The organism is Sphingomonas sp. LR55, assembly GCF_036856015.1.
Classification (GTDB): domain Bacteria; phylum Pseudomonadota; class Alphaproteobacteria; order Sphingomonadales; family Sphingomonadaceae; genus Sphingomonas.
Map to the genome: position 1 here is coordinate 3,631,183 of NZ_JASPFO010000001.1, position 14,805 is coordinate 3,645,987.

The window sequence follows — 14,805 nt, forward strand, 5'->3', positions numbered from 1 at the left end:
CGTGTTAATCCGGCCCTGCACTTCGAATATTTCGGATATGTGACATTGGCGAGTCGGGAAGTGTCATGGACACACTCGGTCATACCGCGTTGCAAAAAGCCACGCAGTGGAACCGTTTCGGCCGGGATGGAACCGCCGACCAGCCGTGTCGCGCGCCTTAGCTGGCGGCGACGATCTCCGCCCATTCGGCTTCTGTGATGACGCGGATGCCGAGGTCGGTGGCCTTTTTCAGCTTGGAGCCCGCACCCGGACCCGCGATCACGAGACCCGTCTTGCTCGATACCGACGCCGCGACTCGCGCGCCGAGCGCTTCCGCCTGTGCCTTGGCCTCGTCGCGGCTGAGCGTCTCCAGGCTGCCGGTGAAGACCAGGATCTGGCCGGTGACCGGTGACTCGCGCGTTTCGTGGACGACGTCTGCGGGCTTCACTTCGCGCAACAGGTCGAACACCACGTGGCGGTTATGCGGTTCGGCGCAGAATCCGACCAGCGCGCTTGCAACCTCCGGGCCGATGCCGGCGGTTTCGATCGCGCCGACCAGCAGCTTGTCGCGGCGGAGCACGAACTTCCGCTCGGGTTCGCCGATCACCGGCTCGATCTGGCTGCGCAGGAATACCGCGTGACGCAGCACCGCGCCGAGCGCCTTCGCCGACACATAGCGTCGTGCGAGGTCACGCGCGGTAATCTCGCCGACGTGACGGATGCCGAGCGAGAACAGGAACCGGTCGAGCGGGATCGTCCGCTTCGTCTCGATCGCGGCGATGACTTTGGCCGCCCACACGCGCCCGTCTTTCTTCCTCGCCGCTAGCTGTTCCTCGGTCAGGCGGAAGATGTCGGCGGGCGATTCGATCAGGCCGTCGCGGAAGAACGCCTCGATCAGCGTCTGGCCGAGCCCGCCGATGTCGAAGGCATGGCGCGAGGCGAAGTGGATAAGCCGCTCGACGCGCTGTGCGGGGCAGATCAGCCCGCCGGTGCAGCGATAGACGACCTCGCCCTCCTCGCGCTCGGCGGCCGACCCGCACTCGGGGCAAATGTGGGGGAAGACGTACGCCTCGCGCTCGGCATCGGGCGTCAAATTTTCGACGATCTGCGGGATGACGTCGCCGGCCCGCTGGACGAGCACGCGGTCGCCCGGCCGAACGCCCAGTCGCTCGATCTCGTCGGCATTGTGGAGGGTCGCGTTGGTTACGACGACGCCGCCGACCGTCACGGGAGAGAGGCGCGCAACGGGGGTCATCGCGCCGGTGCGGCCGACCTGGATGTCGATCCGCTCGAGCAATGTCTGCGCACGTTCGGCGGGAAATTTGTGCGCGATCGCCCAGCGGGGGCTTTGGCGACCTGCCCCAGCCGTGCCTGCCAGTCGAGCCGGTCGACCTTGTAGACCACGCCGTCGATGTCGAACGGCAGGTCGGCGCGCTCGGCTTCGATTTTCCGGTAGACGTCGAGCGCCGCCGCCGTTCCCTCGACCTGTGCGAACCCCTGGGCGATCGGGAAGCCCCAGCCGCGTAGCGTGTCGACGACCTCGGCCTGGGTATCACCCGGCACGACGCTGGCCTCGCCCCAGCCGTGCGCGAGGAACCGGAGCGTCCGGCTCGCGGTCACGCTCGCGTCCTTCTGGCGCAGCGATCCCGCAGCGGCGTTGCGCGGGTTGGCGAACTGCCGTGCGTCTTTGCCGCTCTCCTCCGCCTCGGCGAGCAGGCGCGCGTTGAGCGCGGCGAAATCGTCCTTCGCCATATACACCTCGCCGCGAACCTCGAAGATCGCGGGGGCTTCACCCTGTAAGGTTTGCGGAATGTCGTTGATGGTCCGCACGTTAGCCGTGACGTCCTCGCCGACCTGCCCGTCACCTCGCGTCAGCGCCTGAACCAGTCGCCCGTCTTCATACCGCAGCGAACACGACAGCCCGTCGATCTTCGGCTCCGCGGTGAGCGCCACCGGCCCGTCGTCCGCCAGCTTCAGGAACCGGCGCACGCGCGCGACGAACTCCTCGACCTCCTCGTCGGCGAACGCGTTGTCGAGGCTCATCATCGCCTTGGCATGCGCGACCTTCGCCAGATGCCCCGCGGGGGCGGCGCCAACAGTCCGGCTCGGCGAGTCGCTCCGCACCGCGCCCGGAAACGCCGCTTCGATCGCCGCATTGCGCCGCACCAGCGCGTCATACTCGGCGTCGCTGATCTCGGGCGCGTCGTCGGTATGATAGCGGGCGTTATGATACGCGATCTGCGCGGCGAGCGTCTCCAACTCGGCGGCGGCTTCGGTCTCGGTCGCGGGAAGGTCGGTCATCGTGCCGGGTTAGGGGAGGGGGCGTCTTTCGACAAGACCTGGATCAACATGGCGTGAACATTCGCGTGACTTAAACGCTGACATCGCAAGGTAATTTTTCCGGGAAGCGCAATCATGACAGACACCAGCCGCCGAGACCTGTTCAAGGGCGCCGCCGTCACCGGCCTCGCCGCTGCCGCCGCGCCTGCTTTCGCGCAAGGGCAGCGGGCGGGGCAGGCGCCACTCGCCGATCCGCAGACCCGCTTCGTTTCCACGCCCTTCCCCGAACAGCGCCAGAAATGGCCCGCGCTCCAGCGCGACATGCGCCCGGTCCCCGACTGCGGCGAGGCTAGCTATCGTGGCTCGGGGCGTCTGGCAGGGCGTAAAGCACTGGTCACCGGCGGCGACTCCGGGATCGGCCGCGCGGCGGTGATCGCGTTCTCGCGCGAAGGTGCCGATGTCGCGATCAACTACTACCCGACCGAGGAGCCCGATGCGCAGGATGTGGCCAAGCTACTCCGTGCCGAGGGGCGGAAGGTCGTCTTGATCCCCGGCGACCTGACCGATGCGAAATTCTGCACCGACCTGATCGCACGCGCCGCGCGTGAACTCGGCGGGCTCGATATCCTGGTCAACAACGCCGCCTACCAGCAGTCGAAAGCGTCGATCGCGGAGATCAGCTTCGAACAGTTCGATCGGACGATGAAGACCAACGTCTATGCGATGTTTCACCTCTGCAAGGCGGCGATCCCGCTGATGGAGCCGGGCGCGTCGATCATCAATACGGGGTCGGTCAATTCGGTCGATCCGGGCGAGGAACTGCTCGACTATGCAACCACCAAGGGCGCGATCCTGATCTTCACCAAGGGGCTCGCCAAGCAGCTCGGCAAGAAGGGCATCCGCGTCAACATGATCGCGCCGGGTCCGGTCTGGACGCCGCTCCAGGTCGCGGGTGGACAGCTGCCGGGCAAGATGGGCGAGTTCGGGCAGGACACGCCGCTGGGTCGCGCGGGTCAGCCGGCGGAGCTGGCGTCGCTGTTCGTGACGCTGGCGGAGACGGGGACGAGCTTTACGAGTGGCAGCGCGTTTGCGGCCACGGGTGGCAGCGGGGTTCTGTAACGGGAGCCAACGATCCTCCCCCGCAAGGGGGGGCACCGAAGGTGCCGGAGGGGGAGGACCGAAAACGCTGGTTGCTCGTGCCTCCCCCTTCCGTCTGGCAAGGGCCAGCCACCTCCCCTGGCGGGGGAGGATCGGAGACCGCAGAGCCTCACTCCACCCCGGCGAAGGCCGGGGCCCAAGTGGAAAGGCCGCAGTAACGGAGCGATGCGCATCGTTATCACCGTCCCCCAATTGGGCCCCGGCCTCCGCCGGGGTGGTGCTATTCATGAGGCGCGACGACTCACCCCGCACCCAACCGACGCAACCCTTCCGCATCCACGACCCTGATCCGCGCATATTCGACAGCAATCACCTCTTCGCGTTCCATCGCCTTCAGCGCTTTGTTGAGCGTCTGCCGCGACACGCCGATCATCGTGGCGATATCCTCCTGGCGAAGTTCGATGCTGCTCCCGCCCGCGGCGCGCGCGAGGCCCCCAGCGTCCTAGCCAGCCGCACCGGGATCGGCTGCGCCAGCGTATTCATCATGAACGCCAGCGACGCACGCTGGTGCGCACACGCCAGCAGCGCGATGTCCCACCACAGTTCGGGCGTGGCGCCCGCCAGCCGCCGGAACGCGTCGATCCCGATATGCAGCACGCGCGCCGGCCCGAACGCGACCGCATCATGCGGCCTCGGCCCCGCGTCGAGCGTCGATAGCTCACCGAACCACGTGCCCGGTCCCATCATCAGCACGACGAGTTCGGCGCCGACCGCGGGATAGCCGATCAGCCGGACCTGCCCGTCGAGCACCGCCCACAGCCCATCGGGCGGATCGTCGACGCCGTACAACCGCGTCCCCGCCGCGACAGATCGTACGCTCGCCTGCGCCAGCAACAGCGCGCGCCGCTCGGCCGGCACCGCACCGAACCAGGAGTCCGATTCGAGCTGCGCGTGATCGATCGACGACATCGCAGAAGTGTCGGCCGATCGCCGGGATTGTCAATCTGGTGACATTTCAGGGGCCTGCGCCATGCTATGCTAAGCCCATAAAAACAGGAGATGGATGATGGCGACCGCACTCAGGACCGAACCGACGATACGCGATCTCGTTTCGCCCGAGGAATGGGCGCTGCGCGTCGATCTTGCCGCCGCATACCGTCTGGTGGCGCATTATGGCTGGGACGATCTGATCTTCACGCATCTGTCCGCGCGCGTGCCGGGCCCCGAGCATCATTTCCTGATCAACCCCTATACGCACATGTTCGAGGAGATCACCGCGTCGTCGCTCGTCAAGATCGACGTGAACGGCGACAAGGTCATGGATACGCCCGCGCCGGTCAACCGTGCGGGGTTCGTGATCCATTCGGCGGTCCATGCCGCGCGCGACGATGCTGTCGCGGTGCTGCATCTGCATACGCCGCATGGCCAGGCGGTGTCGGCGATGGCGGAGGGGCTGCTCCCGCACACGCAGACCGCGATGATCGCCGGGCACGACGTGGCGTATCACGACTTCGAAGGTATCGCGACCGAGCTCGAGGAGCGCGAGCGGCTGGTCGAGGATCTCGGCACCAAGCACAGCATGATCCTGCGCAACCACGGTACGCTGACGGTCGGCGAGTCGATCCCGCAGGCTTTCCTCCGCATGTATTTCCTCGAGCGCGCTTGCGAGGCGCAGGTGCTGATGCTGAGTGCGGGCCGTGAGAATCTCAACACCCCGAACCAGGGCGTGGCGGAGAGGGTCGAGGGCCAGTCGAGCGGTCCGGGGATGCGGATGCTGGCGGACGGGCTGGCGTGGCCGGCGTTGCTGCGGAAACTCGATCGGATCGATCCGAGCTATCGCGATTGAGGTAAGGGGCGGGCTGCTTGGGGGCTGCCACCCCGGCGGAGGCCCGGGGCCCAGTAGGCAAGGTCGTTGTAACGGTTCGTAGCATTCGCCAAATACTGTTTCCCAGCTGGGCCCGGCCTCCGCCGGGGTGGAAGGAGAGATACGTGTGGTGAAAACGGCGTCCGTTGTTTTGTCGGCGCTGTGTCTCGCCACCCCCGCCATGGCGCAGCAAACCCATGTCTCGCCAAAGCCTACCCCGGCGATCGGCTATGACTGGAACGATGATTCGTCGGCCGACGATCGCGTCCAGCAGACGCTATGGCCGCGCTCGGACGCCAGCGCGGCGGGACTCGACGACATGATCCACACCGAGCAGACGCCCATCCGCGCCGCGATCCGCGAAGACGGCGGCTTCGGCAGCCGCGCGCTGCACGGCATCCGCAAGGTGGGTGGTGACTACATCGTCGTACCGGTGTTGAAGATTCATCTGGGGCATCCGCGGCAAGCGACGCCCTAATTCCAAACGTCGGTCGAGAGATTCGCCGTAAGATCTCGGCCAATGGGTCGCTCGAAGTGGATACGCAGCCGGCAGTCTAGGGCCCGAAACCTCAGGCCCGCTCGAGCAACCGCTCCGCCTGCGCGCGCGCCTCGTCGGTGATCTGCGCGCCGGACAGCATCCGGGCGATTTCCTCGCGCCGTTCGTCCTCGGATAAGGCGCGTACACCCGTTCGCGTGACCGTGCCGTCGCTACTTTTCGCGATCAGCAGGTGCTTGGCGCCGCGTGCTGCAACCTGCGGGCTGTGCGTCACCACCAGCAGCTGCGTGCTCTGCGCGAGCCGCGCCAAGCGTTCGCCGATCGCGCTGGCCACCGCACCACCGACGCCGCGGTCGATCTCGTCGAACACCATCGTCGACGCGCCGCCCTCTTCCGCCAGCGCCACCTTCAGCGCGAGGATGAAGCGCGACAATTCGCCACCCGATGCGATCTTGGTCAGCGCCGCGAACGGTGCGCCCGGATTGGTCGAGATCTCGAACTCGACCCGATCCTTGCCCGCCGCCGACCAGCCCTCTTCGCCAAGCGGCGCGACCACGGTCTGGAACCGCGCCGCGTCGAGCTTCAACGGTGCCAGTTCGCCCGCCACCGCCACGTCGAGCCGCTTGGCCGCCGCCAGCCGCCGCTTTGTCAGCGCGTCCGAGGCCGTGTCATACGCCTTGCGCGCGGACGCAACGCGCGCCTCCAGCACGGCAATGCCGCCTTCGCCCGCGTCGAGTCGCTCCAACCGCGCGCGCATCTCGTCCGCCAGCGCCGCCAGATCGTCCGGCTGCACACGGTGTTTGCGCGCCATCGCCCGCAATTCGAACAGCCGCGCCTCATCATCCTCCAGCGCGCGCGGATCATAGGCGAGTTCGGCGCGCGCATCGCGCAACTGCTCTTCGGCGACCGACGCTTCGATCACCGCGCGGTCGACCGCTGCCAGTGCCTCGCCCAGCGCGACATGATCCTCCGCAATCCGCTCGAGCACGCGCGCGGCCTGGCGCAGCTTCGCCAGCCCGCCGTCCTTGCCCTCGAGAAAATCGTCGATAGCCGCCAGATCGTCGGCGATCTTTTCCGCGCGCTGCATCGACCGTCGCGTATCCGCCAACGTCTCTTCCTCGCCAGCGACTGGCGCCAGCGTATCCAGTTCCGCGACGGTATGCTCCAGCCATTCGCGATCGCGCGCCGCGGTCTCGATATCCGCGCGCGAAGCCGCCAGCTCGGCTTCAGCCGCACGGAACCCGGCATAGGCCTTGCAAGTGGCGCCTGGCTCGGTCCGCCCGAAGATGTCGAGAAGCGCGCGATGTCCGCGGGCATTCAACAGCCCACGCTCGTCATGCTGGCCGTGAATCTCGACCAGATGCGGCGCCATCTCGCGCAGCAGACCCGCCGACGCCGGCTGGTCATTGACGAATCCGCGACTGCCGCCATCCGCCTTGACGATCCGCTTCACGATCAACGGCTCGCCGCGTTCGATCTCCAGCCCGTTTTCATCGAACAGCAGTGCGAGCGGCGATTCGGGGGCAGGGGCGTCGAACGTCGCGGTGACGACGGCCTGCGTCGCGCCGTGCCGCACGAGCCCGCTATCGCCGCGTCCGCCAAGCGCAAGCCCCAGCGCATCGAGCAGGATCGACTTGCCTGCGCCGGTCTCGCCGGTCAGCACGCCAAGTCCTTCGCCGAATCCCAGATCCAGCGCCTCGATCAGCACCACGTCGCGAATGGAAAGGTCGGTCAGCATCGTGCGCGTCTTAGACGATCAGCGCGCGAAAATGATCCCCTATTGTTCTCACGTCCGTGCGCTCATGGCGGTCCGGCGATCAGTTGCCGGGGCCGGTCCGCGTCGCGCTGCCCGGACCGACCGGTGCGGGGCTCGAAACGCTGCCTGCACCGGTACCACCGGTGTTGCCGTTCGCCTTGGGAAGCTCCAGCACGCCGGTACCCGGCGTCCCCGCGGTCCCGGTCGGAATGATCGCCTCGCCCGGCGCCAGCGGTGCGATCGGCTTGACCGGATGCTCCTGCATCAGCTTGTAGGCGTGATCGTACCAGTCGGTGCCGGGGTAGTTGCGGCCAAGCACTGCCGCAGCCTTCTCGGCCTCGATCGGCACGCCGAGCTGCAGATACGTCTCCGTCAGCCGCATCAGCGCCTCGGGCGTGTGCGTGGTCTGCTGGAACTTGTCGACCACCGTGCGGAACCGGCCGTTCGCGGCGAGCCACTGGCCGCGCGTCTCGTAGAACCGCCCGATTTCCATCTCCTTGCCGGCGAGATGGTCGTTGACCAGATCGATCTTGAGGCGTGCATCCGACGCATAGCGCGTGTTCGGGTAGCGGCGCATCAGTTCGCCGAGCGAGATCGAGCGCCTGGCGCGTGATCTTTTGGTCGCGCGTGACGTCGGTGATCTGCTCGTAATAGCCGAGCGCGATCAGGTAATAGGCGTAAGGCGCGTCGCGGTTGCCCGGATGGACCGCGAGGAAGCGCTGCGCCGAGCTGATCGAGGCGGTGTAATCCTTGGCGAGGTAATAGCTGAATGCCGACATGATCTGCGCACGGCGCGCCCAGATCGAATAAGGATGCTGGCGCTCGACCTCGTCGAACAGCTGCGCCGCTTCCTTGTAACGCCCCTGATCGAGCCGTGCTTTGGCGGTCGAATACAGCGTGCCGACGTCGCGCGCGACATAGGGCAGATCGCCCTTGGCGGCGCGGCCACCCGCACAACCGGCCATGGGGAGCGCAAGCGCGGCGAGGAGCGTGACCGCGAGGGCACGAGACTGGGTGATACGCATTGGCGTGATCCTTAGCGTAAGCGGATAGCCACGAACAATCCTTTTCGCCGGGCGAGTCTTGCCCCTTTCCTGGAGCCGGATCGCACGGCAATAGTCGTGCGTTGGTGCTCGCCATTCGAAGCGCCATTCACGTCGAGGATCATGTCATGCCGGCCACATTGTTGCACACCCACCGCGTCGAGAAGCCCTGGGGTCGCGACACGCTCTGGCCCGGTTTCGAGGATCCGGCCGCAGGTTCGCCGCCGATCGGCGAAGTCTGGTTCCAAGAGCCCGGCAACACCACGCCCGATCTGCTGATCAAGTATCTGTTTACCAGCGAAAAGCTGTCCGTTCAGGTCCATCCCAACGACGAACAGGCGCATGATCGCGGGCTGCCGCGTGGCAAGGACGAGTGCTGGACGATTCTCGCCGCCGAGCCGACCTCGACCATCGCGGTTGGTACGAAGCAGCCGATCTCGAAGGACGCGCTGCGCCAGTCGGCGATCGACGGCACGATCGAGGACAAGCTCGACTGGAAGCCGGTCAAGCCGGGCGACTTCATGTATTGCGCGTCGGACACGATCCACGCGATCGGCGGCGGGCTGACCGTGATCGAGGTCCAGCAGAATTCCGAGACCACATATCGTCTTTATGATTATGGCAGCGATCGCGAGTTGCATTTGAAGGACGGCATCGATGTCGCCGATCCGACCCCGTACGTCCCCGTGGCACCGCCGATCGAGGTCGAAACCGGCCGGACGATCATGGTCGAGGGGCCGAAGTTCGTGCTCGAGCGCTGGAAGGGCGGCGACCATGTCGTCAATTTGCCCGAGGGTACGACCGGCTGGGTGATCCCGATCACCGGCTCGGGCGATGTCGCGGGTGTGGCATTCAAGGCCGGCGAATGCGCGACGATGACGGGGAGCGAGACAGTCTCGACGAGCGCGGATGCCGACGTGCTATTCGCCTATCCTTTGGCGAAGCGGATTTAAGCGCCGCCTCTTGGTCTGCGGTATCCTCCGCTGCCTTGTTCTCCCGCGAAGGCGGGAGCCCAGTCTGGGTCCCCGCCTTCGCGGGGAAACAAGGCGATGAAGCGCACCACATCCAAGACTGCGACCACCCCGGCGAAGGCCGGGGCCCAATTGGAAAGGTGGAAATAAGGATGGACTGCGGTCAGTCAGTCCCGTCCTCCAATTGGTCCCCGGCCTCCGCCGGGGTGGAGCGTGTTACCGAAGGTGACGGAGAAGGTCGGCATATCGCCTCACCCCCGTTAACCCCCGTCGACCTAAACTCTCGGCGACATGCTCCGCATCCTTACCCTCTCGACGCTGTTTCCCGACGCCACGCGCCCGAATTTCGGCGTGTTCGTTGAGCGTCAGACTTTAGGGCTCGCCGCGCATCCCGACGTCAGCCTGAAAGCGGTCGCACCGATCGGCCTCCCCGGCATACTGAAACGCATCGGTCATTATGCCAGGCTGGCAACGCTGCCGGCGCGCGAACGATGGAAAGGCATCGACGTCCATCGTCCGCGCTTTGCGGTGCGCCCGCTGCTCAAGGGGCGCCGCCACCCCGCCGAACTCGTCCGCGCACTTGCTCCGGTGCTCGACGCGATCCGCGAGGATTTTGCGTTCGACGTGATCGACGCGTCGTTCTTCTTCCCGGACGGACCCGCTGCGGTGGCGCTTGGCAAGCGCTACGGCGTTCCCGTTTCGATCAAGGCGCGCGGTGCCGATATCCACCATTGGGGCACCGCGCCCGCCACTGCATCGCGCGTTCGCAGCGCCGGTAGGGACGCCGCCGGGATGCTCGCGGTCAGCGCAGCGATGAAGGCCGACATGGTCGCGATGGGCCTCCCCGCCGAGCGTATCCGTGTCCACCACACCGGTGTCGATCAGGACCGATTCCGTCCGCTCGACCGGACCGCCGGCAAGACCGCGCTCGGCATCGCGGGGCCGCTCGTCGTGTCGGTCGGCGCGTTGATCCCGCGCAAGGGGCACGACATCGTCATCGATGCGGTGTCGGCGCTCCCCGGAGTCACGTTGCTGATCGCGGGCGAGGGCCCCGAACGCGCCGCACTCGATGCCCGGATCGCGCGCTACGGCATTGCCGACCGCGTTCGACTGCTTGGCGCCGTTCCGCACGCCGAATTGCCCAAGCTGATTGCCGCCGCCGACGTCAGCGCGCTTGCCTCCAGTTCGGAAGGACTCGCCAACGCCTGGGTCGAGTCGCTCGCCTGCGGCACCCCGATCGTCATCACCGATGCCGGCGGCGCGCATGAGGTGGTAAAATCCGCCGATGCCGGTCGGGTCACGATCCGCGACGGGCTGGCGTTTGCCGCCGCGATCGACACGCTCCTCGCAGACCCGCCGGCGCCCGAAGCAACGCGCAAGGCCGCGGCGGCGTTCACCTGGGAGGCCAATACCGCCGCGCTCTACGATCACCTTGCGACGCTAGCCGCAGAACGCCGTTAAACGATCTTCTCCCGCAAAGGGAGAGGTGGCTGGCCCTCGCCAGACGGAGGGGAGGAAAGGGGAAACGGCCGTTCCGTGTCCGCCCCCTCCGTCACCTACGGCGACACCTCCCCCTGGTGGGGGAGGATTGTAATTCTGGATTACCCCTCGAGCGGGTACAGCGCCGCGACGATCCAGCGACCCTCACCGCGCAACACCGCCCAAGCCCGAGCAGCAGCACGGCTATCCATAGCCTCGATCCCGAACCCCCGCGCCTCGACCGCGCGCTTGAACGCGAGCGGGGGCTGACGCAGCGCGGAGCCGGTGCCGAGCAACAGGAACTCAGGCGGCGGATCGAGTGCGAGAAGCGCCGCGACGTCCGACTCTGCAAGCGCCTCGAACGTCGGCGGCTCCCAGCCATCCGCGCGCTCGGGACTGATCGACAACGCGGTATAATAGCCGTCGTCGACCTTGAACCCGGCCCGACCGATCGCCGAGATCATCGGCCCATCGGTCTTCTCGCGGTCCATCCTCATGACGCGATCAACGCTCGACCTTGGGACCAACCCGCTCGGCACCGTCCTGCACGCCGCCCTTGCGCGGCGCAGGATCGGCGCGCAGACCCAGCGTTATCAGCAGCGACGACGACACGTAGATCGACGAATACGTCCCGACGACGATACCCAGGATCATCGCCGCAGTGAACCCGCGCAGCACGTGGCCGCCCAGCACCAGCATCGCGACCAGCGCGAGCAGGATCGTCACCGACGTCATCACGGTACGCGGCAGCGTCTCGTTCACCGACAGGTCGATGATCTCGCGCATGTCCATCTTCCGATAGCGCCGCATGTTCTCGCGGATGCGGTCATCGATCACGATCTTGTCGTTGATCGAGTACGAGATGATCGTCAGCACCGCCGCGACGATGTTGAGGTCGAACTCGAACTGCGTCAGCGCAAAGAAGCCCAGCGTCATCAACAGATCGTGGACGATCGCGACGACGGTCGACACGCCGAACTGCCACTCGAACCGCACCACCGCGAACAGCGCGATACCGAGAATCGCGAGGCCGACCGCAAGCAGACCCTTGCTGATCAGTTCGTCCGAGACCTTGCCCGAGATCGTGTCGTACTTCGAGAAGGTCGCGCCGGGGAACTTCACCGCGAGGTCGTCCGACACCTTCTTGACGAGGCGGTTGGTCGCGCCTTCGTCGCCGGCGGGCACGGGCAGGCGGATCGACAGCGTCTTGGGATCGCTGAACGACTGGATCGAGGCTTCGCCGACGCCGAGCCGGTCGACTTCGGTACGGACCGCGTCGATCGACGGCGTGGTCGCAAACTTCTCTTCGATCAGGACGCCGCCGACGAAGTCGACGCCCATGTTGAGGCCCTTCGTGACGACGAGTCCGATCGCCAGCAACGACAGCAGCAGGGTCAGCCCGAACGCCCATTTGCGGAGCGAGACGAACTTCAGGTTCGTGTTGTCGGGAACGAGTTTCAGCAGGCGCATGGTTATCTCCCGCCTCAAATATTGATCGTGGTGGGGCGGTTCTTCCGCAGCCACAGCGCGACCATCATCCGCGTGAACGTGACGGCGGTGAACACCGACGTGCAGATCCCGATCAGCAGCACGACCGCGAAGCCCTTCACCGGACCCGAGCCGAGCAGCAGCATGATCACGCCGGTGATGGCGTGGGTCACGTTGGCCTCGAAGATCGTCCGCGATGCTTCCTTGTAGCCGAGTTCGACCGACTGGATCACGCTGCGCCCGCGTCTCCGCTCCTCGCGGATACGCTCGTTGATCAACACGTTGGCATCCACCGCGGTCCCGATCGTCAGCACGAAGCCGGCGATCCCCGGCAGCGTCAGCGTCGCGTTCAGCATCGCCATGACCGCGACGATCACCAGGATGTTGATGACCACCGCGAGGTTCGCATAGACGCCGAAGCGGCCATAGGTGACGAACATGAACACGATCACCGCGAGCGCCGCGATGATCGAGGCGAGCACGCCGGCGCGGATCGAGATCCTTGCCGAGATCGGGGCTGACGGTGCTCTCTGCGATCGTCTTCAGCGCGACCGGCAGCTTGCCCGAGCGCAGCGAAATCGCCAGCGAGTTCGCCGATTCGACGGTGAAATTGCCCGAGATCGACGCGCGACCACCAAGGATCGGCTCGTTGATATTGGGTGCGGAGATCACCGAATTGTCGAGGATGATCGCGAACGGCTTGCCGGTGTTCTCGGTCGTGACCTTGGCGAAGCGACGGCCGCCGACAGCATCGAACGTGATCGCCACCTGCGGCGCGTTGGTCTGCGGCTCAAACTCCTGGCGCGCATCGGCGAGCTGGTCGCCCGAGATGATCACCGAGCGCTTGACCGCGATGAACGGCACGCCGCGCGGATTGCCCGGATAGGGGAGAACCTGGCTGCCGATCGGCGCGATACCCTTGACCAGATCGGCCGGGTTCGCGGTTTCGTCGACCAGCTTGAATTCGAGCTTGGCGGTCTTGCCGAGCAGGTCCTTCAGCGCCTGTGGGTTCTTCAGCCCCGGCACCTGGACGACGATCCGGGTCGCGCCCTGGCGAACGATCGTCGGCTCCTTGGTGCCGAGTTCGTCGATGCGGCGGCGGACGACTTCGGTCGCGTCCTTCATCGCCGTATCGACCGCCTGGGTCAGGCCTGCCTCGGTCGGCTTGAGCACGAACCGGCTCGTGTCGACGACGGTGATGTCCCACTCGCGCTGGCCGCTCATCCCGGCGCCACCGCCGGTGATCGCCAGCAGGCGCTCGCGCGCCGCATCGACCTGGCTCGGATCACGCAGCAGGAAGCTCAGCTGGCCACCACGCGTAGAAATGTCGCCGATCTCGATCCGCGGCGTGCCGTTGCGCATCGTCCCCGCGACGCTGTCGCGCATCGCCTCGATCCGCGTCGCGGCGAGGTCGGCGGTATCCGCCTCGAGCAGCAGATAGCTGCCACCGGCGAGATCGAGCCCGAGGTTGATGTGCGGATGCGGGATCCGCCCCCATTGGCTCGTGGTGCTCTCGGGGAGGAAGCTCGGGATCGCCAGCAGGCACAATGCCGCCAGCAGCCCGATGATCGATCCGATTTTCCAGCGCGGGAAATCGAGCATCAGTCGTTCGCCGGCTTCGTGTTCGGGCTGGTGATGTCGGTCAGCGTCGCCTTGACGACGCGCACGCGGACATTCGGCGCGATCTCGACCTCGACGACATTATCCTCGACCTTGGTCACCTTGCCGAGAATCCCGCCCGAGGTCACGACGCTATCGTTCTTCTTCACCGCGGCGACCGACGCCTGCAGCGCCTTCATGCGCTTTTGCTGCGGGCGTATCATCAGGAAATAGAACACGACGAACACGAGGAAGAGCGGCGCGAGGCTCAGGAACGAGGCGATCCCGCCCCCGCCGTCGTGGCGCCGTCTGCGGCCTGGGCAAAAGCTGGTGAGATGAACATGAAGGTCCGTATCTGGCTGGGCCGTAGAAGGCGCAAGGATGGGTCGGGCCGGACGTCGCGCGTCGCGCCCGCATTGGTCCGCCCGCTATCATCGCTTGGAACCGCGCGCAACAGATCGCCACAGGATGAGACGTGGGCGCCGTGCGACCGGGCGCATCTGACACGGCTGCCGACATAGCTGCGGTGTTCGGGCTTGCATCAGGCGCGGACCCCGCGTAGTGCGCCCCCTCGGGTCGTTTTGCGGCCCGTTCGGTCGGAGCGTAGCGCAGCCTGGTAGCGCACCACACTGGGGGTGTGGGGGTCGCAGGTTCGAATCCTGTCGCTCCGACCATTTTCTTACATCGATGTTGTGGCGGACTCGTGCAGTTCTTGTGCGAGCGTATTCCGATACATTCGTCGTCATCCCCGC

The 14,805-nt window shown here is 66.3% G+C and carries 11 protein-coding genes, 1 tRNA gene and 3 pseudogenes; 6 read left to right on the plus strand and 9 right to left on the minus strand.

Annotation, left to right across the window (positions count from 1 at the left end):
* Positions 1–157 precede the first annotated feature (157 nt).
* Positions 158–2,280 (minus strand): annotated as a pseudogene (gene ligA / locus QP181_RS17550) (NAD-dependent DNA ligase LigA).
* A gap of 114 nt (positions 2,281–2,394) precedes the next feature.
* On the opposite strand from ligA, the gene QP181_RS17555 reads away from it, so the two are divergent.
* Positions 2,395–3,378, plus strand: a complete 984-nt coding sequence (locus tag QP181_RS17555; RefSeq protein ID WP_333929322.1) for an SDR family oxidoreductase — start codon at positions 2,395–2,397, stop codon at positions 3,376–3,378.
* Between the two features lie 280 nt (positions 3,379–3,658).
* On the opposite strand, the gene QP181_RS17560 is transcribed toward QP181_RS17555, so the two are convergent.
* Together QP181_RS17560 and QP181_RS17565 are read right to left on the minus strand one after the other, a co-directional pair.
* The gene (locus QP181_RS17560; RefSeq protein ID WP_333923980.1) at positions 3,659–3,790 is read right to left on the minus strand and encodes a helix-turn-helix domain-containing protein; all 132 of its coding nucleotides are present in this window, start codon (positions 3,788–3,790) and stop codon (positions 3,659–3,661) included.
* Positions 3,787–4,326, minus strand: coding sequence for a Crp/Fnr family transcriptional regulator (locus QP181_RS17565; RefSeq protein ID WP_333929323.1), 540 nt, complete (start codon positions 4,324–4,326; stop codon positions 3,787–3,789). The genes QP181_RS17560 and QP181_RS17565 overlap by 4 nt, the downstream gene beginning before the upstream one ends.
* A gap of 97 nt (positions 4,327–4,423) precedes the next feature.
* On the opposite strand from QP181_RS17565, the gene QP181_RS17570 reads away from it, so the two are divergent.
* Positions 4,424–5,203 carry a class II aldolase/adducin family protein gene (locus tag QP181_RS17570; RefSeq protein WP_333929324.1) on the plus strand — a complete coding sequence of 260 codons (780 nt, stop codon included), beginning with the start codon at positions 4,424–4,426 and terminating at the stop codon, positions 5,201–5,203.
* Between the two features lie 148 nt (positions 5,204–5,351).
* Positions 5,352–5,699 (plus strand): hypothetical protein, encoded by a 348-nt coding sequence (locus QP181_RS17575; RefSeq protein WP_333929325.1) that lies wholly within the window; start codon positions 5,352–5,354, stop codon positions 5,697–5,699.
* Positions 5,700–5,790: 91 nt separating this feature from the next.
* On the opposite strand, the gene recN is transcribed toward QP181_RS17575, so the two are convergent.
* Positions 5,791–7,455, minus strand: coding sequence for a DNA repair protein RecN (gene recN, locus QP181_RS17580; protein WP_333929326.1), 1,665 nt, complete (start codon positions 7,453–7,455; stop codon positions 5,791–5,793).
* A gap of 79 nt (positions 7,456–7,534) precedes the next feature.
* Positions 7,535–8,498 (minus strand): annotated as a pseudogene (locus QP181_RS17585) (outer membrane protein assembly factor BamD).
* Positions 8,499–8,644: 146 nt separating this feature from the next.
* On the opposite strand from QP181_RS17585, the gene QP181_RS17590 reads away from it, so the two are divergent.
* Together QP181_RS17590 and QP181_RS17595 are read left to right on the plus strand one after the other, a co-directional pair.
* The gene (locus QP181_RS17590; protein ID WP_333923985.1) at positions 8,645–9,469 is read left to right on the plus strand and encodes a class I mannose-6-phosphate isomerase; all 825 of its coding nucleotides are present in this window, start codon (positions 8,645–8,647) and stop codon (positions 9,467–9,469) included.
* A gap of 309 nt (positions 9,470–9,778) precedes the next feature.
* Entirely contained in the window at positions 9,779–10,948 is a 1,170-nt protein-coding gene (locus tag QP181_RS17595; protein ID WP_333929327.1) for a glycosyltransferase, read from the plus strand.
* A gap of 140 nt (positions 10,949–11,088) precedes the next feature.
* On the opposite strand, the gene QP181_RS17600 is transcribed toward QP181_RS17595, so the two are convergent.
* From QP181_RS17600 to yajC, 4 genes and pseudogenes are all read right to left on the minus strand, one after another.
* The gene (locus QP181_RS17600) at positions 11,089–11,463 is read right to left on the minus strand and encodes an Mth938-like domain-containing protein (RefSeq protein ID WP_132737390.1); all 375 of its coding nucleotides are present in this window, start codon (positions 11,461–11,463) and stop codon (positions 11,089–11,091) included.
* Positions 11,464–11,470: 7 nt separating this feature from the next.
* On the minus strand, positions 11,471–12,436 hold the full coding sequence (secF, locus tag QP181_RS17605) for a protein translocase subunit SecF (RefSeq protein ID WP_060526421.1): 966 nt from the start codon (positions 12,434–12,436) through the stop codon (positions 11,471–11,473).
* A gap of 14 nt (positions 12,437–12,450) precedes the next feature.
* Positions 12,451–14,056, minus strand: a pseudogene (secD, locus tag QP181_RS17610) (protein translocase subunit SecD).
* Positions 14,056–14,301: a preprotein translocase subunit YajC gene (yajC, locus tag QP181_RS17615; protein WP_333929328.1), complete on the minus strand. Its 246-nt coding sequence runs from the start codon at positions 14,299–14,301 to the stop codon at positions 14,056–14,058. The pseudogene secD and the gene yajC overlap by 1 nt, the downstream one beginning before the upstream one ends.
* 349 nt (positions 14,302–14,650) lie before the next feature.
* On the opposite strand from yajC, the gene QP181_RS17620 reads away from it, so the two are divergent.
* Positions 14,651–14,727: transfer RNA gene (locus QP181_RS17620), tRNA-Pro, on the plus strand.
* Positions 14,728–14,805 lie beyond the last annotated feature (78 nt).